14 protein-coding genes are annotated in these 22,485 nt (G+C 54.9%); 3 read left to right on the top strand and 11 right to left on the bottom strand.

The window, feature by feature from the left end; translation table 11 throughout:
- Positions 1–30: 30 nt before the first annotated feature.
- From EHV15_RS11870 to xylA, 9 genes are all read right to left on the bottom strand, one after another.
- The gene (locus tag EHV15_RS11870; protein WP_128631381.1) at positions 31–3,225 is read right to left on the bottom strand and encodes an alpha-mannosidase; all 3,195 of its coding nucleotides are present in this window, start codon (positions 3,223–3,225) and stop codon (positions 31–33) included.
- A gap of 6 nt (positions 3,226–3,231) precedes the next feature.
- The gene (locus EHV15_RS11865; RefSeq protein ID WP_128631380.1) at positions 3,232–5,532 is read right to left on the bottom strand and encodes a glycoside hydrolase family 3 N-terminal domain-containing protein; all 2,301 of its coding nucleotides are present in this window, start codon (positions 5,530–5,532) and stop codon (positions 3,232–3,234) included.
- Positions 5,533–6,421: 889 nt separating this feature from the next.
- A complete protein-coding gene (locus EHV15_RS11860) occupies positions 6,422–7,339 on the bottom strand; it encodes a carbohydrate ABC transporter permease (protein WP_128631379.1) in 918 nt (305 codons plus the stop codon).
- A 25-nt stretch (positions 7,340–7,364) separates the two neighbouring features.
- Positions 7,365–8,294, bottom strand: coding sequence for an ABC transporter permease (locus tag EHV15_RS11855; protein WP_128631378.1), 930 nt, complete (start codon positions 8,292–8,294; stop codon positions 7,365–7,367).
- An 89-nt stretch (positions 8,295–8,383) separates the two neighbouring features.
- Positions 8,384–9,880 carry an ABC transporter substrate-binding protein gene (locus EHV15_RS11850; protein ID WP_128631377.1) on the bottom strand — a complete coding sequence of 499 codons (1,497 nt, stop codon included), beginning with the start codon at positions 9,878–9,880 and terminating at the stop codon, positions 8,384–8,386.
- 217 nt (positions 9,881–10,097) lie between these two features.
- Complete coding sequence (locus EHV15_RS11845; RefSeq protein WP_128635299.1) at positions 10,098–11,642, bottom strand: response regulator transcription factor; 1,545 nt, start codon at positions 11,640–11,642, stop codon at positions 10,098–10,100.
- On the bottom strand, positions 11,635–13,410 hold the full coding sequence (locus tag EHV15_RS11840) for a sensor histidine kinase (protein ID WP_128635300.1): 1,776 nt from the start codon (positions 13,408–13,410) through the stop codon (positions 11,635–11,637). Before EHV15_RS11840 ends, EHV15_RS11845 begins: the two co-directional genes overlap by 8 nt.
- A gap of 824 nt (positions 13,411–14,234) precedes the next feature.
- On the bottom strand, positions 14,235–15,731 hold the full coding sequence (gene xylB / locus EHV15_RS11835; protein WP_128631376.1) for a xylulokinase: 1,497 nt from the start codon (positions 15,729–15,731) through the stop codon (positions 14,235–14,237).
- 114 nt (positions 15,732–15,845) lie between these two features.
- Positions 15,846–17,162 (bottom strand): xylose isomerase, encoded by a 1,317-nt coding sequence (xylA, locus tag EHV15_RS11830; protein ID WP_128631375.1) that lies wholly within the window; start codon positions 17,160–17,162, stop codon positions 15,846–15,848.
- Between the two features lie 256 nt (positions 17,163–17,418).
- On the opposite strand from xylA, the gene EHV15_RS11825 reads away from it, so the two are divergent.
- Entirely contained in the window at positions 17,419–18,597 is a 1,179-nt protein-coding gene (locus EHV15_RS11825) for an ROK family transcriptional regulator (protein ID WP_128631374.1), read from the top strand.
- Between the two features lie 26 nt (positions 18,598–18,623).
- Here EHV15_RS11825 and EHV15_RS11820 read toward each other — a convergent pair whose 3' ends face one another.
- Positions 18,624–19,436 (bottom strand): formate/nitrite transporter family protein, encoded by an 813-nt coding sequence (locus EHV15_RS11820; RefSeq protein WP_128631373.1) that lies wholly within the window; start codon positions 19,434–19,436, stop codon positions 18,624–18,626.
- Positions 19,437–19,645: 209 nt separating this feature from the next.
- On the opposite strand from EHV15_RS11820, the gene EHV15_RS36455 reads away from it, so the two are divergent.
- A complete protein-coding gene (locus EHV15_RS36455; RefSeq protein ID WP_178075832.1) occupies positions 19,646–19,801 on the top strand; it encodes a hypothetical protein in 156 nt (51 codons plus the stop codon).
- Positions 19,802–20,117: 316 nt separating this feature from the next.
- Here EHV15_RS36455 and EHV15_RS11815 read toward each other — a convergent pair whose 3' ends face one another.
- A complete protein-coding gene (locus EHV15_RS11815; RefSeq protein WP_128631372.1) occupies positions 20,118–21,278 on the bottom strand; it encodes an HD-GYP domain-containing protein in 1,161 nt (386 codons plus the stop codon).
- 217 nt (positions 21,279–21,495) lie between these two features.
- On the opposite strand from EHV15_RS11815, the gene EHV15_RS11810 reads away from it, so the two are divergent.
- Entirely contained in the window at positions 21,496–22,476 is a 981-nt protein-coding gene (locus EHV15_RS11810; RefSeq protein ID WP_128631371.1) for a LuxR family transcriptional regulator, read from the top strand.
- The last annotated feature ends 9 nt before the right edge of the window (positions 22,477–22,485 follow it).

Here is a 22,485-nt window from a genome sequence, read left to right as displayed (position 1 = left end):
CAGTCTCATTCCTTTATTGGTCTGGTTTATTCATCCATTCACTTTAATCGTCTTGATCTCGTACGGGGCAAAATCGAGCCGGATCCGGCCCGCTTCGGCCGCCAGCGGCTCAAGCTCCTGTTCGAGCGCATTCGATACGCATACCTTGCTGTACGGCTGCTTCCAGCTCAGCTCCACACGTTCGCGTCCGCCGGCGGATTCATAGAACCGCAGGATAACGCCGCTTCCGTCCTCGGCCGGTTTCACCGTGTCGAGCACGACGTGCTCGCCGATAAAGCCGATCAGCGATTGCGCTGGCGGCAACGCTCCCGGATGAGCCTCGGCGGCTGTGACCGCCGGGATATGGTTCAGTTCAGCCGCGGCGCGCACCGTATGGGCCGTCTGCCAATCGCCGAGGTGCGGGTACAGCGAATACGTGAATTCGTGCTCGCCCAGATCCGCCGTAACGTCCGGCCATTTCGGCGCGCGCAGCAGGGACAGGCGGATGGTGCTGCCCTGAACGTCGTAGCCATATTTGCAGTCGTTCAGCAGGCTTACGCCGTAGCCCCGTTCCGAGACGTCCACAAAACGGTGGCCGCACACTTCGTATTGCGCCTGCTCCCAGCTTGTATTGCGGTGCGTGACGCGCTCAAGCGCGCCGAACGGAATTTCGTAGGTCGCTTTGTCGGTCACCACATCGATCGGGAACCCAACCTTCAGCAGTTTGTGAGCTTCGTTCCAGTTTACCTTCGTCCGGAAATCGATCCGCCGGTCATGATGATACAGGATCAGGTCCTGCATGATTTCCGACTGGCCGATGCGCCAGCGGAATTGCAGCACATCCTTGACCTTGCCGCGGACCGCGAGCCGGCTTTCCAGCAATTTCGCTTGCCCGGCCGGCTGCTGTTCGTAGCGGCTGTCGATGTCCCAGGCGTCCCACAGCGTCGGGCGGTCATGGAAGAAGTGGAAGCGGTTTGCCGTTTCGCCCGGTTTCACGATTTCACGGTCCGCCGCTTTGTCCCAAAGGCTAACGATTTCGCCGCGCTCATTAAACGTTAAGCAGTAGTGGTCCGTTTCCCAACGGTCGGTAAACATCCGTTCCTTGGCGGCAAGGCCCTTCTCCTGCAGTACCTGGCCAACGGCAGCGAGGATATCCGCCTTATCCGTTCCCTCATCTGCCGCTCCCCCAGCCGACGCCGCTGCCAGCGAATCCGCTTCGCTTCTCAGCCAAATCGTCTTGTAGCCGAACGCCGGAACCTCCGGCACCCGCACCCAAGCCGCCTCGGCATTTCCGCCCGTTCCCGGCAGCAAGTCGAGCGCAAGCCGCGCGCCGTTTTCGTCATAGGCGGCAACGGAGCGGCCAAAGCCGTGCCCGGGAACCTCGATCACCGCGTCGCGGGTCCAGCCGAGGCTGTTAAACACGATGTAGGGCTTGCCTTCGCCCGCCGTGGCGATCTGCCCGGCCAGCGCCGTCTGGCCTTGCCGCAAACCGGTATTCCCTGTTGCGAAAATTTCCGTGTATTCTTTTTCCGACGTTTCATACGCTTCCGTAATCGCCGAACCCGGGATGATATCATGGAACTGATTCAGCAAAATCAGCTTCCAGCCGTCATGCAGCGTGTTTTGCACCTCGCGCTGACGTTCCGCCGGCAGCGACGATGCCGCCAGCGTGTTCCACAATTCCGCTTCGCGGTACAAAATTTCCGCTTTTCGGTTGTTCCGCTTGTTGCGGCCATGGGTCGTGTACGTTCCGCGATGCAGCTCCAGGTACAAGTCTCCGTGCCACGACGGCAGCTGCGGCCCCGCCGCTTCAATCCCGGCAAAAAACGCCGCCGCCGTGCTGTATTCACTGGCCGGCTGGCCGATCATCAGCCCGGAGCGATCGATATACTCCAGCATTTCGCGGGTCACGCCGCCGCCGCCGTCACCGTGCCCGTACAGCAGCATCTGCTCGGGATGCACGGCTTTCTCCCGGTAAGACTGCCAGTGATCGTGCACGTCTTTCGGCAGCGTGTTTTCGTTGACGCCGTGGTTCAAATAAGACAACATCGGCGTGCCGTCGATGCCAACCCAGTGGAACAGGTCGTACGGGAACACGTTTGTGTCGTTCCAGCCCAGCTTCGTCGTCATAAAATAGCGGATGCCGCCATGCCGCAAAATCTGCGGCAAAGAAGCGCAATAGCCAAACGTGTCCGGCAGCCATTCGATGTCCGAGGTTTGGCCGAACTCCTCCTGGTAAAAGCGCTGCCCGTACAGCATTTGCCGCATCAGCGACTCGCCGCTCGGCAGGTTGAGGTCGGGCTCGACCCACATGCCGCCGACCAGTTCCCAACGCCCTTCCTTGATTCTCGCCTTGACCCGCTCATACAGCTCGGGGTCGTTGTCCTTTAAATAAGCAAACAGCTGCGGCTGGCTTTGCGCGTACCGGTACTGCGGGTATTCGCGCATCAAAGCGTCTACTGTCGAGAACGTGCGGCTCGTTTTCCGCACCGTCTCGCGCGCCGGCCACAGCCAGGCGATATCGATGTGCGACTGGCCGATCATATGGATCAGACCTTCGGCGTTGCCGCCGATCGCCTTGACCCGCTCCGCCAGCCGCCGCTCGATTTCGGCGATCCCGCCGCCATCTTGAATCGCGTCAGGATCAAGCACCACGAACTCGTCCATCGCGGCGTGCAGCGCCTCGATCAGCCGCGTGCGCCGCATATCCTGCTCCGGCAGCAGCACGGCGGAATCGCGGATCACGGTCGCCGTATACATCAGGCTTTGCACCGGACGGTTGACCAGCACCAGCTTGCTCTGAATCGAAGAAATCGGCGGCTGAATGACCGCCTGCCGGTTCAGCGGATCGATCGGCTCCGGAATCGGATCAAACAGTTCGATCTCAAGCTGAAGCGGACGATCCCCCTGCTCCCGGGGCAACGTCACAAAAGTATGGTTCCGGTCGAGGCCTTGATACGACTTTCCGTCGATTCTCAGCAGCCCTTCGCCCCCAGAGGCAAATACGAGGCCGGCATGGCCGCCCTGCCAGCGGTCCGGAATCGTTAACTCGCTCCTAAAAAAATACGTTGTTCCCTGCGTGCTCGGAAACCGCTCAAGCCCTTGACCCTCCGGGTAGCCGGCTTCCTCGGTATACTTTCCGGGAACCAAATATGCCGACTTCGTGATCTTCCAATTGCGCAGCTCGATTTGCTCCAGCCACGCCGCGTCCGACAGTTCCCGAATAAAACGTCTGATCCGTTCCATTTTTCATTAACCCTCCCGCACAAAAAACTTGGCGCTCAGCGTGTCGTTTACGTTTTTGCCTACATGAACACGGAATTCCCCTGGTTCGATGACCGGTTTGTAATCGGGGCCGATATATTGCAGCTCCTCCGCACCGAGCGTAAACTCGACCCTCCGGGTTTCCCCCGGAGCAAGCCACACCTTGCGAAATCCTTTCAACTCCTTCGCCGGTCTGGTCACGGTGCTGGCCACGTCGGTGATGTATAGCTGCACGACCTCCGCCCCGGCGCGCTCACCGGTATTCGTGACATCCACCGTCACTTTGACCGATGCACCCGGCAAAATCGCCTCCGCCTCCGGCTGAACGGTCAATCCGGCATAGCTGAATTCCGTGTAACTTAGCCCGTACCCAAACGGATAGCGCGGCTGCGAATCGTCCTCGAGGTATCTTTTGCCCCGCGAACGTTTGCCGTTGTAATACACCGGAAGCTGCCCGACATGCTTCGGAATCGAGACCGTCAGGCGTCCGGACGGATTCACATCGCCGAACAAAATGTCGGCCACGGCGTGTCCGCCCTCCTGTCCCGGATACCACGCCTCCAAAATGGCGTCGGCATGCTCGTCGACCCATGGCTCGGCGATCGGCCGCCCGTTAATGTAAACCACTACCAGCGGTTTACCCAATTTATGGATTTCCCGAATCAGCTCGAGCTGCACCCCAGACAATGCCAGCGACATGCGGTCGATGCCTTCGCCGCAATCCATGTCGCTCCAGGAGTTCCCAGTGACCTTCGAGGCTCCCGTTTTCAAGTCGATGCTGCCCTCACCGAAGTCCCGCGCGCTGGAGCCGCCGACAACCATGACTACCGTATCTGCCTGCTCCGCGCAGGCCAAGGCGGTTTCGAAGCCTTCCCGGGAGTCGCCTTTAATCCGGCAGCCCGGGGCGTACAGCACCCGCTCCGGCGCAGCCGCCAGCTTGCCGCGGATGCCGCCGAGCACGGTGGTCACCTTGGACCGCGGCTGCGGCGAGGTGTAGTCGCCGAGCTGGTTGTAGCCGACATCCGCGTTGGGGCCGATCACGGCGATTTTCCCGGCGTCCGTGGAGAGCGGCAGCACGCCGCTGTTCTTCAACAGCACGATGCCTTCGCCCGCCAGCTTCCGCGCCAGCGCCACATGCTCCGCGCTGCCGATCACCCGCTCCGCCCGGTCCGGGTCGCCGTACGGGTTCTCGAACAGACCCAGCCGGAACTTCAGCGTCAGCACGCGGCGGACCGCCCCATCAAGTACTGCTTCCTCCAGCTCGCCGGAACGCACCGCTTCCAGCAGATGTTTGCCGAACATTTCGCCGGACATTTCCATATCGATGCCCGCGCGAATTGCCTGGACAGCGGCATCCCGGCCGTCCGCGGCCACATCGTGGCCGGAAGCCAGCATGTCGATCGCGCCGCAGTCGGTGATGACCATGCCGTCAAAACCCCATTCGCCGCGCAGCACGCCGTCCAACAGTTCCCTATTGGTCGTGCAAGGCACGCCGTCGATTTCGTTGTAGGCCGGCATGACAGACGCCGCCCCGGCCTGCACCGCCTTGCGGAACGGCAGCATATCCACCTCCAGCAGCTCGCGCCGCCCCATGTGCACCGGGCCGGCGTTGCGGCCGCCCTCGGAGCTGCCGTAGCCGACGAAATGCTTGAGCGTTGCGGCCACGCTGTCCGCGCCGTCCAGGCTTTCGCCTTGCAGCCCTTCTACCGAAGCCACGGCCATTTCGCCGATCAAATAAGCGTCTTCGCCAAAGCATTCCTCGGTCCGGCCCCAGCGGGGATCGCGCACGACGTCGAGCACGGGGGAATACGTGACCGCTCCCCCCTGGGCGCGCGTCTCCCGGGCCACCGCCCGGCACATCTCGCGGTACAGGTCCACGTTCCAGGTGCTGCCGAGCGACAGCGGCACCGGGAACACGGTTGCGCCGATCGCCATATGGCCGTGCGAGCATTCTTCCCCGATCAGGATCGGGATGCCCAGCCGCGAGTTCTCGATCGCGTACCGCTGGATCGCGTTTACGGCCTCCGCGCCCTCGCGCGGCGACAGGCCGGTTTCGAGCGTGACGCCCGTCCACGGGTCAGCCCGCAGCACGCCGTACAGCGAGCCGATGCCGCCGTTTTTCACCTGCTCCTTAAACGACTCCGTCAGCCGGATCTCGCCGTTCACATGCTCGTAGGTTTGCCAGCCGAACGGCTGAACCAATTGCCCGACCTTCTCTTCCACGGTCATCAGCCCAAGCAGATGTTCAACCCGTTCCGGGATCGGTTTCGTGCTGTCTTTGTAAAGCAACCTCTCCACCTCGCTCAATTTTAAATGCGTGTTAACTCAACTTTCGCAGAACCAAAATCGGCTTAACCGCTGATGCTGTATAGACAGAATAACGAATAAAATCTTAGCCTTGACAAAAATAGCAAACCACCGCTGCCTATTTATTTCGCTGTCGGATGGCGGGCAAAGTGTGCTTGACCGGCTCCACTCTGACCGCTAATTGCTAATCATACAACTAACTTTACTTCCATTTGCCCAATCATTTGTTTAATTGCATTTCATACAGCTATTTTCTCGTTCCTTTGTCTCTTCTTCAAAAGATAGTGGAATAACTGTACGTTTTACACTTAATTAGTAGCTGTGGCAGCATTTCCGGATAAGTAACTGTACATTTTACAACTAATTCAACGATGGACCCCGTTTTACTTTGATCCAATGTCAACTCCAGTTCCGGATAGCCGCTTCGCCCAGTTACATCGACGCTTATTTGCCAATTTCATGCTGCGAAAGTTGAGGTGTTAAGAACAAAAAATGTCGCTATATCGTCGATATCAGTCCATTTGCGAGAAATAGGGGACATTTATGTCGCTATTCTCCCCCGTCACAAGGAAATGCCCGTGTTCTGGACCATTCACAGGAAAATAAGTACATAAAATGCCGCTAATGGGCCTGAACATGCCAGGGCTCCCGATAATAAGTACATAAAGTACCGCTATTTTGCAGGCCGACGGCCAGTCGTTCCGGTAACCCGCTATCAAGCACCGATTTCTATATAAGCTGAACTATGGATTGTACGAGAATCATTTCCCACCCTTGCACTCTTGCCTTACTTCCGCATTTCTTTAGTTCAACATATATAGGTTGCCGATTCTCATCCTCATATCTAGGCCGAGCCGGTTCCTGGCCGCTCTTATTCTTTGACGGCCCCTACCGTAAGCCCCTGTACGAAATAACGTTGGAAAAACGGATAGGCGAAAATAATCGGCAGCGTCGCCAGCACGACCATCGCCATGCGCGCCGTGTCCTGCGGAATCGACGACAGCGCCTGCAAGCTCAGCGAGCTGTTTTGCGAGTTTTGCTGTATGAACTGAATGCTCGATTCGATCCGCATCAGCATCGATTGCAGCGGTACGAGATTCGGATTGTCGATGTACAGCAAGGCGTTAAACCAGTCGTTCCAGTAGCCCAAGGTGCTGAACAGGCCGATTGTGGCCAGGCCCGGCAGCGACAGCGGCAATACGATGCGCAGGAAAATATAGAAATCGCCCGCTCCGTCAATCCGCGCCGATTCGATGATCGCTTCAGGCACGCTGGTGCTGTAGAACGTACGAAGAATCATGATGTAGAAAGCGTTCATCGCCAGCGGCAAAATCAACGCCCAAAGCGTATCCTTCAGCCCCATGAGCTGGGACACGACCATGTAAGTCGGAATCATCCCGCCGTTAAACAGCATGGTCACGATCGCAAACACGGAGAAAAACCGCCGGTAGCGGAAGCTTTTCCGCGAAATCGCGTAAGCGTACAGCGCGATCAGCACCAAGCTGAGGAGCGTGCCCGCCACGGTAATCAAAATCGTCACCCCGTAAGAGCGAAGCAGCGAGTCCCCGCTTTCGAACACGAAACGGTAAGCCTCCAGGCTCCATTTGGCCGGAAACAACCGGTACCCGTCCGTGGCCAGCGTTTTTTCATCGGTAAGCGAAATGATGACGACGAACAAAAAGGGGAAAACGCACATGAAAGAAAATAGGCCCGCAATCAGGTGCAAAACGGCGTTCCATCCGCGTGAGACATTATGAAAATCCTTGTGTTTTCTGACAACCTCCGCCATAGTCTGACACTCCTTTCAGCTTGAATTAGAATAGGGCGCTGTCTTTGTCGATTTTGCGCACAATGAAGTTCGAAACGAGGACGAGCACAAAACCGACGACCGATTGATAAAGTCCCGCCGCCGTACTCATGCCGATTTCCCCGGTCGTCTTAAGACCGCGGTATACGTAAGTGTCGATGACGTTGGTCACGGCGTAGAGCGTCCCGGAATCCCTCGGCACCTGATAGAACAAACCGAAGTCCGCGTAGAAGATCTTGCCCACCGCCAGCAGCGTCATAATAATGATGATCGGAGAGAGCAGCGGAATCGTGATGTTGCGGACCTGCTGCCATTTGCTCGCGCCGTCGATCATGGCCGCCTCGTACAGCGACTTGTCGATGCCCATGATGGAAGCAAGGTACACGACGCTATTGTAGCCGACCATTTTCCACAAATTGACGAACACCAATATATACGGCCAATACTTCGCTTCCGAGTACCAATTGATCGGTTCCGCGCCAAACCAGCCGAGGATTTGATTGAGCATCCCCCGGTCCATGCTCAGGAAGCTGAAGGCAAAATAGCCGACGATAACCCAGGACAGAAAATACGGCAGAAACATCCCGGTTTGATACACTTTGGCCATCACTTTGCCGGCCAGTTCGGAGAGGATGATCGCCATCGCCACGGAAAGCACCAGTCCGATAAAAATAAACGCAAGGTTATACAGCAGCGTGTTGCGCGTAATGGTAAAAGCGTCGTCCGTCATGAACAGGAACTTGAAGTTGTCCCACCCAACCCATTCGCTTTTGGCCAGGCTGGCCCAGAACCCTTCGCGGCTGAAACGGTACTGCTTGAAGGCGGCCACGGTGCCGACCAGAGGAAGATATGAGAAAAAGAAAAACCAAATGGCCCCCGGCAACACCATAAATAACATGACTTTGTTTTTGAGCACGTTTTTGAAAAATGCGGCCATCTTTGTGTTCCCCTCCTGTCTTCATAATGAAAAAGGATCGGGCGCAACGTTCACCCGCCCGATCCTCAAATGTTCAGTTTCCCGAAATGTTATTTGTTGTTCTCAGCTCTCCAGGCATCAAGCTGTGCTTGGGCTTCGGCCATGACCTTGTCAAGACCGGCCTCTTTGAATTTTTGAATCGCCTTCGGAAGATATTCTTCCGGATCGACGGTCCCAGTCATCAGCGAGGACCAAAATTGCTCTCTTACATTTTGAACAGCAGCCATTTCGGTAGCCACTTTCGTGCTGTCGAAGTTAAAGCTCAGGATCGGCGAATTGACGCCGGAAGCGTTAAACTGCTTGAATTGCTCCCATTTGTCGTCGGGATCGTTCGGGTTCAAATAGAGCAGCATGTTGTTACCCAAGGAGTAAGACGGCATGTCGTAGTTTTTCGATTCCGCCAGGTTTTCCATGTGCTTGTCGTCGACTTTCTTGTAGTGCACGCCTTCGATCCCGGAGTCGATCATGTTGCGCAGCACCGGATCGGTATTCAGCAGGTTCAGGAATTCCATCGCTTTCTCCGGATATTCGGAGTTGGCGGAAATGGCCATGATCGAGCCTTGAACCGAAGTATTCGTAACGATGGCCTCGCTCGCCGGCGTGGATACGACCGGGTATCCAAAACTTGCGGACAACATATTGTCGGCCAGCGGCTGAGTTTGTTGCCGGAATAACAACCAGTTGCCGGACTTTTTCAGATCCTCGATGGATCCGGTCGTTGCTGCTTCAGGAGCCACATAACCCGCTTTATAATATTTGTGCATCGTTTTCAGCGCTTCCTGCATTTCCGGAGTTTCCAAAATGTTGACGATTTTATAGTCGGTGGTGTCCAGTTTTACCGCCATCGGCAGGTCTTGGATAATGTAATCATACGGAACGTAAGGAATATATTTTTTATCCATCGCAAACGGCGTTACGCCAGGCTCTTTTTCCTTGATCGTTTTCAAGAGCGGTTCCAGACTATCCAAAGACCGGACACCTTCGATATCCAAATTGTATTTGTCAAGAAGGCCTTTGTTAAAAAACCATGCTTCCAACTGCGGAAGCTCTTTGTTGGCCGGAATGCCGTAGTTGTGGCCGTCGACCTTGGAGCCTTCCAGGAACGCCGGATTGATCGTGCTTTTCAGGTCTTTTCCGTATTGCTCAAGCAAATCGTCGAGTTCCATAAACGCGCCTTTTCTGGCGTTTTGCACATAATCAAAACTACCGGAGCCGGAAGCGGTGAACAAAATGTCCATCGGTTCCCCGGAAGCGACATTAACCTGCATCTTTTGCGAGTAGTCGCCCCAGTCGACCATTTTCATCGTGACCGTGGCATTGATTTTTTCCTTCGTGTACTTGCTGACTTCTTCCATAACTTTGTCCACGTCTTTTTGCGGAGTGCCGATCGTGTACCAAATGAGGTTTACGGTTTTGTCCGAGTCCCCTCCGGCTGCCGGCGAACCGCCCTCGGCGCTGTTTTTGCCTCCTCCGCAAGCACTTAACACAAACACCAGAGCCGTTAGCATCGCGAGTGCGAAGGAAAAGCTTTTTTTGCTTCTACTCATGCTGGATCCTCCCTTTTGAATGAATTTCTGTAGTTTATCTAATACAACCTTACCGGATGAAAGCCGTTTCAAAAAGAAGCTAAATTTAATAAATCAGGGTACAAATTAAAGAAAAGATTCACGGCAAAAAAATACCCCGGGATAAAGAATGGAATCCCTTACATAAGGAGTTAGTTCCTTTCCTTTACCCCGGGTGCTCCCGTTGTTGTACCGTATGCTAATGAAGGGCTTTGAAATCGGTGGGCGATATGCCGACATATTTCCGAAACTGTTTGTAAAAATAGCCGATCTCCCAATATCCCACATTGCGGGCGATTTCATGCACCTTCAAATTGGTGTTTTTCAGCTGCTGCTTTGCTTTTTCGATCCGATATTTATTGATATATTCCGCAAAAGAACCCCCCGTCTCTTTATGAAACAGCTGGCCTAAATAAACGGGGTGGATATGGTACTGCGCCCCCAGCGTTTTCAAGGAAAGCTCGTCGGCATAATGGCCGTGGATGTACTCCAGCACCTGGCTCACCACCGGATTTTTGGCATCCTGCAGCAGCGAACCGACCGTTTCCTCCGCCACGCCCTGAAGATGCGTCACCAGCTCGGAGAACGCGGCGCTGCCCTGCACCCGGTCCAACCCTTTTCGGAAGATGTCCGTTTCGTCGGTGTGCTTGATCTCTTTAAGCTCCATTTTAAATCTGACGACGAGTTCAAGCGCGGCGTTGTGCAGGTCCTCCGGGCGGATGCCCGGCGTTTGCTGCAGCTCCGCAAAGTCGGCTTGGATCCGCTGCTTTAATCCTTCCCCGTCCCGGGCCAAAATCAGCTTGGCATACTCGTCCCAAGGGAGGGATATTGCGCTGCCTTCGCCCCCCTTATCAAGCTCCAGCGACTTATACTCCATGATCGGGCGGTCCGGATAGATCATAAAATACTCCAGCGCCCGTTTGGCTTCCTGATAGCTTGCAGCGCCTTCTTCACACGGCAGCGCACCCTCCTGACGCAGCTTGCAGGCGCTTCCTACGCCGATTTGCACCGGCGTATTCCGGGCGGCAAGCGCTTCCTTAAGCTCCTGCAGCTTGGCGAGAAAATCCCGCTTCCCTTCGGCTGCGGTCGGCAGCATGCCGATCAGCACGATATCGCCGTTAACGTCGCGGAAAGGCGTAATTTCATGGTTCGCTTCCAGAAACTTGGCCGTTTCCTCGAAGGTTTCATTTTGGCCGCCGCCCGTTCGCAGCACAGCTACGGCCATGAAAGGGCCGTTTAACGAAAGGCTCAGCAGTTCGGCCCGCTCGGCAAATTCCCTGGCCGCGATCTGCCCGGTCAGCCAGCGGTATAACGTATTGTCTTTGAGAATCTGCACGTCATAAGCGTCGTACAGCTCCTCGGACCGCTGGCTGTCCAGTTTTTCCACCGTATTGCGTAGCGTTGATTCCAATTCATCCACATTGATCGGCTTCAGCAAATAATTTTCGATGCCCAGCCGCATGCCTTCTTTCAGGTAATCGAACTCATTAAAGCCGCTCAGAATGATCGCCTTGAGATCCTTATGCCGCTTTCGGGCTTCGGAAATTAAGGTCAAGCCGTTCATCACCGGCATGGAAATGTCGGTGATCAGCACGTTGGCCGGGGTGGCTTGCAGCGCGTCCAGCGCCTGCTGCCCGTTTTCCGCGTGCCCGACAATTTCCAGCCCGAACGACGGCCAATCCAGAATATCGTACAACCCTTCTATGATAAAAGGCTCGTCATCGACAATAAACACTTTATACATCTTCAGCATCCGTTCCTTCCCGATTTGGATAACGTACTACAATCGTCGTCCCTTCTTCAGGCCGGCTTTCGATTTCAATCCCGTACGCGGGCCCGTACAAAAACCTCAGCCGGCTATGAACGCTGCGCAGCCCGAACATTTCCCCCGGCTCTTCCTTGCTCTCCAGCGCTTCGCGGATTTCGGCCAGCCTGCCTTGATCAATGCCTTTCCCGTTATCTTGAACGACCGCCGTCAGAATTTCCCCCTCTTCCTGAACTCTGACCGTCAAGCGGTTATCGTCCCGGTCGGTTCTGATGCCGTGGACGATGTAATTTTCAATAATCGGCTGCAGCGAAAGCTTCATCGCCGCATTGCCGAAAAGAGCAGGATCGGCAACGATCTTATAATTAAATCTGTCTTTATAGCGGATTCTAAACAGCTCCAGGTACAGCCGGCAGGCCTCTAGTTCGTCTTTCAGGGTGTAGATTTTTTTCTGCTGCACCAGGCTTTTGAACAGCACGGACAAGCTGTAGATCATCTCGCCGACGTCCCTTGCCCCCTGGGAGACGGCCCGCATGCGGATCACCTCCAGCGTGTTGTACAGGAAATGCGGGTTGATCCTGGCCTGAAGCGCCACCAGTTCGGTCTGCTGCTGCTTGATTTCGGCCTTGTACACCCTTTCGATGTATTGATTCAGCTCATCGAGCATATCGTTAAAGCTTCGGGAGATTTGCCCCAGCTCGTCCTCCCGCGAATCGGCGATCCGCGCCGCCAAATCCCCGCCGCGCACCTTGCGCGTAAAGCGGATGATCCCGTACATCCGTTTGGCGAAATTGCTGATGAACAGCGAGGGAATCATAATCGCAAAAAAAATGCAGATGATGCTGACGGTAAGAATCGTATTTCTTAGCCCAACGTACGTGTTGGCGAGCTCCTGTTTCGGCACGGCGCTCAGCACCGTAAATCCGCCCTGGCTTTGCGTCAGCTTGGTAACGATCGTCCCCCCGCCCAACACACCGCTGTCGTAAATCGAGTTCAATTGCTCGTTGTACGGGTATTTCCGGCCGTAGTATGTGCCGGAGGAATCGAACAGTACGTCCCCGTTGGCGGAGATGACCAGAATGGAGCCCTTCAAGTCTTGTTTGTAAAAGGCCATGCTGTCCCAAATCTTGTCCGTATCGAAATAAACCACAAGCTGCCCGATATTCCGCAGCGACTGGTTGTTGTTGACCGGCACGCGGACGGAGTACATTGGCGTATCCGGCAAGCTCACCGCTTTGCGTACCCAGATGTTGGCCGCCGCCACGTTCGAACTGTCCTGCTGGTACATGACGTCCGGGATGTACGAGCGGGCGGCGTTGGTGGAGATGATTTTGAACTGCTTGTCGTTGCCAAAGGCATACAAATGCTGCTGATCCGCGCTGTACAACATCAGGCTGCGGATATCCGGATTATCCTCCACCTGATTGCGGAAATACAGCACCGTATCCGTCAAAGAGCTGTTTTCCGTATAAAAACGATCCAGCCGGTACCGCACGTAATCCTGATACGGGTGCTCCAGGAAATAAGACGTATTGGAAGCGAGTTCGCTGTCCCGGTAGATGTCCCGCACCATGGCCTGCACCGAATCGTATTTGCCGCCGATATAATTGCTTACGCTTTCAATCGCCCGTTTCTGAATGTCCAGCTGTCTCTGCACCGCGGACTCCGACATGAATTTGAACATCAGGTAGGAGAACGTAATGATCGTAACGATCGTAATGACCGAAAAAACCAAAATGATTTTCATGAACAAGTTGTTTTTGAAATAATTGCGGTAAATGTTGCGGATCAATAGTGACGTCCCTCCTCCCGCATAGGTCAATTATATCACGCCAAACGGGGCATGTGATTTGCATATCCTGGGGGGCCTGGCTTTAACGCCATTGTGAACTCTCATTGGAAAACTCCAATAGATCTCGCCCAAATGGCCCAGTTTCCGCCATACGAGCTTAATCTATTGGAAATATCCAATGAAGCGCTGTGCTTGCCACTGAATTTCCGTTCTATTGGATATTTCCAATCTGAACTAGTCCATCAGGCTGCGAAAACCGGTGTCCGGCCCTACCCACGATAAGAAAAACGCCAGACGGCGTCCTTAAATGGCTCTGACTTCTACTTTGGAGCGATTGGAGGGATGGATTCCCATTTCCTCTTCTGTTCTTTGAGTATCTTTCATGAACAGTAGCGTCGAGTACCTCGGCCCTTTCCATCTGTAGTCTACATCCAGTGGACGTTGCTCTAACGGACACCAGCGACCTTATCCGCCTATTTCCCGAGTATTTCCCAGGCTAATGGACACACATGACCCTATTTCGCTCTAAACCCGTTCATCCAGGCCGATTTGAGGTAAATAAGGTCTTCTGTGTCCGTTACATTTTGCAATCCTCCGTTTTTTCGAAAATAAGGGCTCTGGTGCCCCTTAGCCCCCAGATTCCCAGATTTCTCTTCTCCCCCTCTCTACCTGCACATCGCCCTCTACCATGTCCGAAATTTTATAAGGTTGAAAAAACGCCCGTTCCCGAAGGAACAGGCGCCGCTGCAGGCAGATGGGGGTTAAAAACACATGTACGCTTACCCCCGGAATTCCTGCAGCCCTTCATTCAACGACCGGGTAGCCGCGTAAACTTGCTGGTACAGCTTAAAGAGGCGGGCGTATTTCTCCACGTTGGCGGCGATTGGCTCGTACGTGGCCGCGTAGCCGATAAACGCGTCGGCGCATTCCTTCAGGCTGGCGAACCAGCCGCTGCCGACGGCGGCCATCATCGCCGCGCCCATCGCCGGGCCCTGCTCGTTCTTCAGCGCGACGACCGGCTTGCCGAAAATATCGGCCTGCATCTGCAGCCAGACCGGATTTTTCGCGCCGCCACCGATGGAAATGACGCGCTCAACCGTAATGCCGGCTTGGCGGATCAGGTCAAACGACTCCTGCAGGGAGAACGTGATCCCCTCCATAACAGCGCGGGCCAGATGCTCGCGGCGGTGCGTGCCGGACAAGCCGATGAAGCTGGCGCGAATGACGCTGTCCGCATGCGGCGTACGTTCTCCCACCAGGTAAGGGGTGAACAGCAGCCCCTCCGAGCCCGGAGCGATGCCGCCCACCGGCTTCAGCAGTTCGTCGAAGCTCAGCTCCGGCGCCAGCGACTCCTTGAACCAGCTCAGGGAATACCCCGCGCCCAGCGTGACACCCATCGCGTAAAACGCCCCCGGATGCGCATGGTTAAAGAAATGCACCTTGCCGCCGAAGTCTTTGTTTTTGTCCTCTTCGTAAGTCAGGACAACGCCGGAGGTCCCCACGCTGCACAGCGCGTCGCCCTTGCGGACGATCCCCGCGCCAACCGCGCCGCAGGCGTTGTCCGCGCCGCCGCCGAACACCTTCGTCGCCGAAGACAGACCGGTCAACGCCGCAAACTCCGGCAGCAGCGTCCCCGTCTCCTCAGTGCTGCCGACAAGCGGCGGGCAAAAGCCTTCCGGAAGGTCAAACGCGGCAGCGATCTCATCGCTCCATTTGCCTTCCGGCACGTTCAGCAACAGCGTTCCGGCAGCGTCGGAGATTTCCATCTGCACTTTGCCGGTCATCCGATACCGCAAATAATCCTTCGGCAGCACGAAACGCGCCGCTTTGGCGAACAATGCCGGCTCATGCTCCTGCACCCACAAAACCTTTGGCAACGTAAATCCTTCAAGAGCCGCATTGCGCGTAATTCCGAGCAGCCGATCTCCCAGCTTCGCCTCGATTTCCCGGCATTGCTTGGTCGTGCGCGTATCGTTCCACAAAATCGCGTTGCGCAGCACACTGTTGTGCTCATCGAGCAGCACCAGCCCGTGCATTTGGCCCGAGAACGACACGCCCTCGATGTCCGCCGCGGAAACGCCGCTCTCCTGCAGCAGCCGCTTTAAACAGTCAACTGTGCCGTTCACCCATTCTTCGGGATTTTGCTCGCTGTACCCGGGACGCTCCTGAATAAGCGGATAAGCCGCAGAGGCTTCCCCTTTGATTTCGCCGTCTTGGCCGACGAGCAGCGTTTTGACCGAACTCGTGCCAAGATCGATGCCGATCACATATTTCATCCGTACGATTCTCCTTTCATATTTCCCCGGCAGGCAGGGCGTATGACCACAAAAAGGGACGGCATGCGTCCCTTTTCATACATATAAGACGGACAAGGCGTCCGGGCAACCCGCTTACTTCGCGCTGAAAATATATTCGTTCAGGCGGGCTTTGATCAGTTCAAGATGGTTGGACTTGTTGACGATTTTGCTGTTTTGCAGCGCGTAAGCTTCCAGCGTTTTGAAGTTGGCTTTGCCGGATACGATTTCGGCGCCGATGCCGGTTTTGAAGCTGGCGTAACGCTCTTCGATCAGCTTGTCGAAGAATTTGTCCTCGATCAGCTTGCCGGCAACCTTCAAGCCTTTGGCGAAGCTGTCCATACCGGCGATATGCGAATAGAACAAGTCTTCCGGCTCAAAAGATCCGCGTCTTACTTTGGCGTCGAAGTTCACGCCGCCGGAGCCCAGTCCGCCGTTTTGCAAAATTTCGTACATTGCCAGCGTAACGGCGTAGAGATCGGTCGGGAATTCATCCGTATCCCAGCCGAGCAACGGATCGCCTTGGTTGGCGTCGATCGACCCGAGCATGTTGTTGATGCGGGCTACGCGCAGCTCATGCTCGAACGTATGGCCGGCCAGCGTCGCATGGTTCGCTTCCAGGTTCAGTTTGAATTGATCCTGCAGGCCGTATCTTTGTAAGAATGCAATCGTCGTGGCCGCGTCGAAATCGTATTGATGTTTGGTCGGCTCTTTTGGCTTCGGCTCGATCAGGAATTGGCCTTTAAAGCCGATTTCTTTTGCGTAATCAATGGCCATGTTGAAAAATCTTGCCAGGTTATCGAGCTCCAGGCCCATATCCGTGTTCAGCAGAGACTCGTAACCTTCGCGTCCGCCCCAGAACACGTAGTTTTCCGCGCCCAGCTCAAGCGCCGTTTCCAGACCTTTTTTCACTTGCGCCGCGGCGTAAGCAAATACGTCGGCATTGGAAGTCGTTGCTGCGCCGTGAACGAAACGCGGGTTGGAGAACATGTTGGCCGTGTTCCACAGCAGCTTCACACCGCTCGCTTTCATGCCTTCCTTGATTTTTGCGACGATGACGTCAAGGTTTTCGTTCGATTCCTTCAGCGTTTCGCCTTCCGGCGCGATGTCCACGTCATGGAAGCAGAAGTAAGGAGCGCCGAGTTTTTCGAGGAATTCGAAGTTGACTTCCACGCGCACCTTGGCCAGGTCCAGACCGCTCACGGTTTCCCACGGACGAATCATGTTGCCTTGACCAAACGGGTCGCTGCCGTTCATTGTCAGTGTGTGCCAATAAGCTACCGCGAAACGCAGATGGTCCTTCATCGATTTGCCAAGCACGACTTCGTTTTCGTTATAATGTTTGAATGCCAGCGGATTCGTGGATTCTGCGCCTTCATACTGGATTTTGTTGATGTTTTTAAAATAACTCACAATAAAGTCCTCCCAACCGGTTTGGTTTTTAAGTAAGCCTTTACATCCATTGGTTTATAAGGAGCATGCCCGCCGTTTCCAGGCAGCATGCCCTGCACAACTAGATCGTATCACGTTCAACTTAGTTTGTCTAGCGGACTAACAAAGTTGTTGTTTTTTGTTGATTTTTCGGGGGACTGTTGTGTATGATGCGTATAAAGCACGTAAATAAGATCCACGCAATATAATATACGCAATGCAACTTTGGAGGAAAAAAATGAAGATAACAGGCGACCAGCAGCTGATCAAAAAAATGAACAAAACGATCGTCCTCGACACGATCCGCCAGCACCAGCCCTTGTCCCGGGCGGATATTTCCGCCGTGATCGGGCTCAACAAGGCGACGGTGTCGTCCCTCGTGTCCGAGCTGATCGACAGCCGGCTCGTCGCCGAAATCGGCCCCGGCGAATCGAGCGGCGGCCGCAAGCCGACCCTGCTGCTGTTCAACCGCAGCGCCGGATACGCGATCGGCATCGATATTCGCGTAAACGATCTGCTGGCCGTGCTCGTCGATTTGGAAGGCAACGTCCTGCAGGAAAAGACAGCCGCGCTTACCGATTCTTCCCCGGACAGCGTGCTGGAACAAATCCGCAAAACGATCCGCCAGCTCGCCAAAAAACTGCCCGACTCCGCCTATGGCATCGTTGGGATCGGGATCGGGGTGCCCGGGCTCGTCGACGAGAAAAGCCGCGTCGTGTCCGCTCCCAATCTGGGCTGGAACCAGGTCGACTTGCTTGGCCCCCTTGCCGCCGAATTCGGGGCCAACATTCATATCGATAACGAGGCGAACGCCGGCGCGATTGGCGAGAAGCTGTACGGAGCCGGCCGGGACGCCCTCAACCTGATCTACTTAAGCATCGGGATCGGCATCGGCTCGGGGATTATCGTGGGCGGGGAGCTTTACCGCGGCACCTCGAATTTTTCCGGCGAGGTCGGACATATGACCGTTGCCGAGGACGGCCCCCTCTGCCGCTGCGGCAACCGCGGCTGCTGGGAGACCTTGGCCTCCGAAAAAGCGCTGCTCGACCGGGCCAGCAAGCTGTGGGGCCGCGCGGTGCCCGACCTGGAGCAGATCGTCCGGCTGGCCCGCGATGGCGACCCGGAGGCGCTCCGGCTCCTGAATGAAACCGGCGCCCAGCTAGGCGTCGGGTTGGCCAATCTCGTCAACATCCTGAATCCCGAGCTGATCGTCATCGGCAACCGGCTGTCGCTGGCCGGCGATCTGCTGCAGGAAGCGATGCTCGAAACGCTGGAAAACCGCAGCCTTTCCTATCATCGCAAAAAGTCGCATGTCGCCTTCGCCAATCTCGGCACCCGCTCGACCGCTTTAGGCGCCGCATCCATGCCGATCACCGCTTTTTTGGCGGACACGCATAGCGAACCGGCGGAAGCTTAATGGAAGCCGGATGCCCTTGGAGGCAGTCAACGTTTGTCTTGCGGGAGATCGCCTTTCTCCTGGGCATCCAAATAAGGCTTGTTCGCGAAGTAATACATAAAGCCCATCAACATCACCCCGCCGATCAAATTGCCTATCGTCACCGGGATTAAGTTGTGAACCACGCCGGCAAAAGAAATCGTCCCCGGATGGTTCAGCACAAGCGCGATGGCGAACGTGCACATATTTGCGATGCTGTGCTCGTATCCGGAAATGAAAAAACAGAAGACAAACAACATCATGGCGAACATCTTGGCGCCATCGCCCTGCAGCGACATCGGTATGAAGAAGGCCAGGCAAACAAGCCAATTGCATAGGATAGCGCGAAAAAACAGCTCAAGGGCAGGCGTGGCCATTTTATGCTCCACAACGCTCAGCAGAAAGCTGTTGACCGAGGGATCGGTAAACAACCCCGTCAAATAAATCAGCAAAGCAAAAGCGGCGGCCCCCATGATATTTCCGATATAGCTAAGCCCCCAAAGCCGGCCGACATCCGACCATTTCAGCTTCTTCCTTAACGCGGCAAAGGTATAATAAAACGTATTCCCGGTAAAAAGATCCCCTCCGCCGTAAGCGATCAGAATAATGGCCGCGCCGAACGTAATCGCCGCCATCGGGTATGTAAGCGGAGAGTGTTCGAGGTAGAAATAGTTGCCGCTTTTGAAAGCAACGATGACGCCAAAGCCGATAAACATGCTGGCCAGCATCGCCCTGGCGATATAACGGATTTGGCTTTGGCGAAAAATTTTGTACTTCTTGAGTGCCAGCTCTTCCACTTTTAATAACGATTCGGTCTCCATAGCGCCTCCTGTCATTTTCCTTCAATTTTTATATATCTTAATATTTTGTCCGGTGCCGGTCAAAACAATATCTAGGAGCTTAACACTCCGGGGAATTGTTCCCAGCGGATGGTGTATTTACAACCGGCCGGCAAATATGCATAATGAAATCAGGATATGTGATAATGATTATCATTATTAGATAATAGATTGAGGAGATGAAGGCCGCGATGAGATTATCCGTTCGGAGAAAAACGGCGCTATGCACCGACGATTACCTCGATTTGCTGAACCTCGCCATTCAACTCGGCGACAAGCAATGGCAAAAGGAAATCATCCGGAAGCTGGAAATGATGCAGACGGAAACCCGCCACGTTGCGATATAAGGAAGAGGGGGAAATTCCACGAAATGCAAAAGTGCAGGCGCTTTTCGTCGAAATTCCTCGAAACAGGTGGTTCAGATGTAAAAGTGCAGTTCATTTCGGGCCCAAAAGTTACTTTTTTATCGGATAGCCCTAAAAGAGATGTACTTTTGCATTTCAACCGCTTTACATATGGTAATTCACGGAAAATAGAATGCATTTTTGCAGTTTCCCATGAAAAACTAACAACTGCTGGAACCGATCCACGAAATCGAACATAAAACAAGAAGCCCCTTGATGAAAGGGGCCTCTTGCTTGGATGAGCCAATTCCTCCTCTGTTTACACCTTGATGGTCTCATCCACGCTCCCTTCCACCAGGCTGGAAATCACCAGATCGGTTTTACGCATTAAATCCACTTCGTAGGGGTCGCTTACGAGGCTCCCGTCGGCTTCGCGGACAATTTTGACGACAGGCCGGTGCACCAAGCTCGTTTCCAGGGAGGTTACAACCCCCAACTGGCCGCTGCTCAGCCTGACTACACTGGAAAGAGGATAAATACTGATATGTCTTAAGTAGGTTTGAATCAGATCGAGGCTGAAATACCGGTCGCCGGCGGCCAGCAAGTATTCGATCGCTTCTCCGGGCGTATAGGCCAGCCGGTAATTTCTGCGGGAGATCAGCGCATGGTACGTATCGGCGATGGCCACGATTTCCGCGTATTCATCGATCTCCCCGTGTTTAAGCCGCGAAGGATACCCCGTGCCGTTAAACCGTTCGTGATGCTGCAGCGCGCATAAAGCCGAGCGCGGGGAGAGCCCTTCCATCCTGCTGATGATGCGGTGGCCTGCCTCCGGATGCAGCCGCACCGCCGCCCGTTCGGCGCCGGTCAGGCCGCCGCTGCTGCTGAAGGTATGGGCCGGCAGCTCCGTCATCCCGATGTCGAACAATAGAGATCCGACGCACAATTCGAGCATCTCGGCGCCGGCATACCCGTTGGCCAGACCGAGAATAGCCGCATACGCCGTAACGTGAAAGGAATGCTCCAGCAAATACGGATCGGCTTTCTGCAGCCGGATCAAACCGTCAACAACCCCGTCATGGCTCGTAATCTCATATAAAGTGTTGCGGAACATCCGGCGGAACTGCTCCTCCAGTTCCGGGGTCGACGGCCGGCCGAACCCCAGCTCCGAGTCGGCCAGCCGGATCAGGGCCTGCCTCATTTCCTTGCGCGTTTCCCACTTTTCTCTAATTTCCTGAACAGGCACAGGAGCATACGAACCTTCGGCGGCAGGCGCAAACTGGAGCTCGGCTTTGGGGCGGTTATCCTGCGGTTCTTTATTTTCGATGAATGCGTCTTTGATTCCCAGTTTTTTCAAGCGGTTGATATGGACTTCGGTCAGAATCGTTCCCGAGCCCAACATGACGATTCCTTGTTGGTTTAAAATCGGCTCGGCCAAAATATCCCCCGGCCCAAGCATCGTGATATGAACCTGTTTCATGGCAACACCTCTAAATGTAGTCCAGACCACAGAAATTTCCTATTCGACAAATTCAAATTTAGCATGGTTATAACAGCCAAGAACATTACCCCAAAGTATACTTTCAAGATTCGCTTTTTCGACACGACTATACAAAAAGTCACTATTCCTTTACATAATTCAACGATATCCTTAAAGATAAATAGGAAATATCTACGAAATTTGAGGGTGAATAGCCATGAGTATGCAAATGCATGAGAGGGCGGACGCAGCGCTGGGCTCCCGTTTGCTCGGAAGAGAATGGGAGTTGGAGACCTTTTCCGTTTATTTGAGTCACTATTTGAAAATGGAGCGGATCATAAGCATCTATGGGGCGGCCGGAGTCGGAAAAAGCGCGTTGTCCGAGGAATTCCAAAAACAGGCCATTCGTCAAGGCGCTGCTACCGTTGCCCTGGACGCCGCCCGTTTTAAGGCAAAGCCCGATGATTTCTGCCGGCAAATACTGAAGCAGCTAGGACTTCTGGGTACGCTTCCTTCCACTTCCGATCCCGGTTTTGTCGTCAGAGCCGCCATCGAAGCCATTCAGCGGAGAGCGGAATCGGGCCCGACCATTCTTTTTCTCGATTCGTACGAACTGCTGGATGATCTGGACGACTGGTTTCGCGATTTCTTTTTTCCGCAGATTAAAGCCGGCTGCCTCACCGTCATTTCCGGAAGAAATCCGCTATCCGAGCATTGGCTGAACTCCATGGTCTGGAAGCGCAGCATTTACCGGATGCCCTTGGCGAACTTGGACTACTGCAGCGTCGTCACGTATTTGCGCGGGCGCGGTATCACCGACCAGGAACTGATTTTCCGCGTCTGGAAACAGACCGATGGACATCCGCTGGCGCTGGCAGCCTTATATGGCGGCCGGGAGAACAGCGGGGGACCGGAGAACGGGCAAGAGGATTCACCTGCCGCAGACCGCTCCCTTTCCTTGGGGCCTTCCCCGGAGTACCTGCCCAAAGCGAAGCCCGAAGAGGTCATTTACGCCCGCACCGATTTAACCCATCGCGAGAAGGAAGTCGCGGCGCTTGCCGCCGAAGGAATGACCAATCGGGATATCGCGTCCAGGTTATTTTTGAGCGAGGTAACGATCAAAAAACATATGCGCTCGATTTTCCAAAAAGTCGGGGCCAGCAACCGGACGCAGCTGCTAAAGCTGCTTATGGACTGAACTTTCGTA

This window comes from Paenibacillus oralis (assembly GCF_003863965.1).
GTDB classification, from domain to species: domain Bacteria; phylum Bacillota; class Bacilli; order Paenibacillales; family Paenibacillaceae; genus Fontibacillus; species Fontibacillus oralis.
Note: the sequence above shows the minus strand (reverse complement) of the source record. Positions and strands in the feature narration are given on the sequence as shown.

What these genes read in the sequence shown, in the direction of transcription:
- EHV15_RS11870 (WP_128631381.1), bottom strand. Translation starts at nt 3,225, where the DNA reads ATGGAACGGATCAGACGTTTTATTCGGGAACTGTCGGACGCGGCGTGG.
- EHV15_RS11860 (WP_128631379.1), bottom strand. Translation starts at nt 7,339, where the DNA reads ATGGCGGAGGTTGTCAGAAAACACAAGGATTTTCATAATGTCTCACGC.
- EHV15_RS11855 (WP_128631378.1), bottom strand. Translation starts at nt 8,294, where the DNA reads ATGGCCGCATTTTTCAAAAACGTGCTCAAAAACAAAGTCATGTTATTT.
- EHV15_RS11850 (WP_128631377.1), bottom strand. Translation starts at nt 9,880, where the DNA reads ATGAGTAGAAGCAAAAAAAGCTTTTCCTTCGCACTCGCGATGCTAACG.
- EHV15_RS11845 (WP_128635299.1), bottom strand. Translation starts at nt 11,642, where the DNA reads ATGTATAAAGTGTTTATTGTCGATGACGAGCCTTTTATCATAGAAGGG.
- EHV15_RS11840 (WP_128635300.1), bottom strand. Translation starts at nt 13,410, where the DNA reads ATGAAAATCATTTTGGTTTTTTCGGTCATTACGATCGTTACGATCATT.
- xylB (WP_128631376.1), bottom strand. Translation starts at nt 15,731, where the DNA reads ATGAAATATGTGATCGGCATCGATCTTGGCACGAGTTCGGTCAAAACG.
- EHV15_RS11825 (WP_128631374.1), top strand. Translation starts at nt 17,419, where the DNA reads ATGAAGATAACAGGCGACCAGCAGCTGATCAAAAAAATGAACAAAACG.
- EHV15_RS11820 (WP_128631373.1), bottom strand. Translation starts at nt 19,436, where the DNA reads ATGGAGACCGAATCGTTATTAAAAGTGGAAGAGCTGGCACTCAAGAAG.
- EHV15_RS36455 (WP_178075832.1), top strand. Translation starts at nt 19,646, where the DNA reads ATGAGATTATCCGTTCGGAGAAAAACGGCGCTATGCACCGACGATTAC.
- EHV15_RS11815 (WP_128631372.1), bottom strand. Translation starts at nt 21,278, where the DNA reads ATGAAACAGGTTCATATCACGATGCTTGGGCCGGGGGATATTTTGGCC.
- EHV15_RS11810 (WP_128631371.1), top strand. Translation starts at nt 21,496, where the DNA reads ATGAGTATGCAAATGCATGAGAGGGCGGACGCAGCGCTGGGCTCCCGT.